General features: G+C 70.9%; 1 protein-coding gene. It reads right to left on the bottom strand.

All coding sequences use genetic code 11. The features are described from left to right. Positions 1-51 precede the first annotated feature (51 nt). Positions 52-1,002 (bottom strand): putative endonuclease domain-containing protein, encoded by a 951-nt coding sequence (locus JLI01S_RS16505; protein ID WP_068266764.1) that lies wholly within the window; start codon positions 1,000-1,002, stop codon positions 52-54. Positions 1,003-1,096: the final 94 nt, after the last annotated feature.

Raw genomic sequence — 1,096 nt, 5'->3', positions numbered from 1 at the left:
GGTGCTGCGTACTCGCGAGTACGCAGCACCACGCCACCACCTGAGTCTGGTTCAGGTCCCGTAGGCCCCACAGGGGCGGATCGGGCCGCCCGGGAGTCCGTGTGAGGTCGCGATCATGGCCATCCCCTCCGGGTCCAGCGCGCACCCGATGACCTCGCCCAGGCGTCGCACGAGCGCCAACCTCCGCGGCACCCGGTAATAGTCGTCCTTGGTGAAGTCGACATAGCTCCACCCGATCGCCTCGACCGCGCGCCGACGTGTGAGGTCGTTGTCCCCGCGTGCGTAGTCGCCGAAGTGGTGACTGCCCTGGTACTCCCCCACGACCCTGGCCTCGCGCCACACGAGGTCGCCCGTCGCGAGCCACCCTCCGTCCGGGTCGTGGATCTCGACATTGAGATCCGGCTCGGGCAACCCACCTCGGACACAGAGCACCCGCGAGCGCGTCTCCATCGGCGAGGCGGAGCCGACGCGGATCCACTCCAGCGCCTCGCGGGCCCGCACGACTCCTGGCACCCGGCGCTGCACCCTGGCGTGTAGGGCCTCGACACTCTCGAGCCGCTGGGCCACGGCGTCCCCCAGCACGACGAGGTCGTCCAGCCCGAGGTGTGGGGCCAGGTCGATCCACGTGTCGGCCAGCGAGGTGACCGGCATCGTGCGCACGGTCACGGGTGTGCGGGCACGGCGATGCGCGATCACCCCCGGGCGGCAGGGACGCGGACCCAGGACCGTCACGTGCAGGTCGTCGTGCTCGCACCCCCGCGGCACCGGCAGTCGGTGGACGAGTGCCGCCGAGCAGTGCGACAGGACCATCCCGGTCGTCCGTACCAGGCTCAGCGCGGCGAACCTGTCGTCGATCGACTCCGGCGCCACGTGCGCCCGCACCCCTCGGTACGGGTTGGCCAGCCTCCGCATGCTGCTCATGGGCACCTTGTCCCCCTTCGCCTTGCGCACGGCAAAGGTGCCCTCGTCATAGGGGTCCGGCAGGTTCAGTGGTCGAGGCACCCCGCCAGATTGCCCGGATCGGCCCAGGGCGGCCGGGCCCCATCCACAGGCCTGGTCAGGTGGTGGCGTGGTGCTGGGTACTCACGAGTACCCA

This window comes from Janibacter limosus NBRC 16128, from assembly GCF_001570985.1.
Lineage (GTDB): Bacteria > Actinomycetota > Actinomycetes > Actinomycetales > Dermatophilaceae > Janibacter > Janibacter limosus.
Note: the sequence above shows the minus strand (reverse complement) of the source record. Positions and strands in the feature narration are given on the sequence as shown.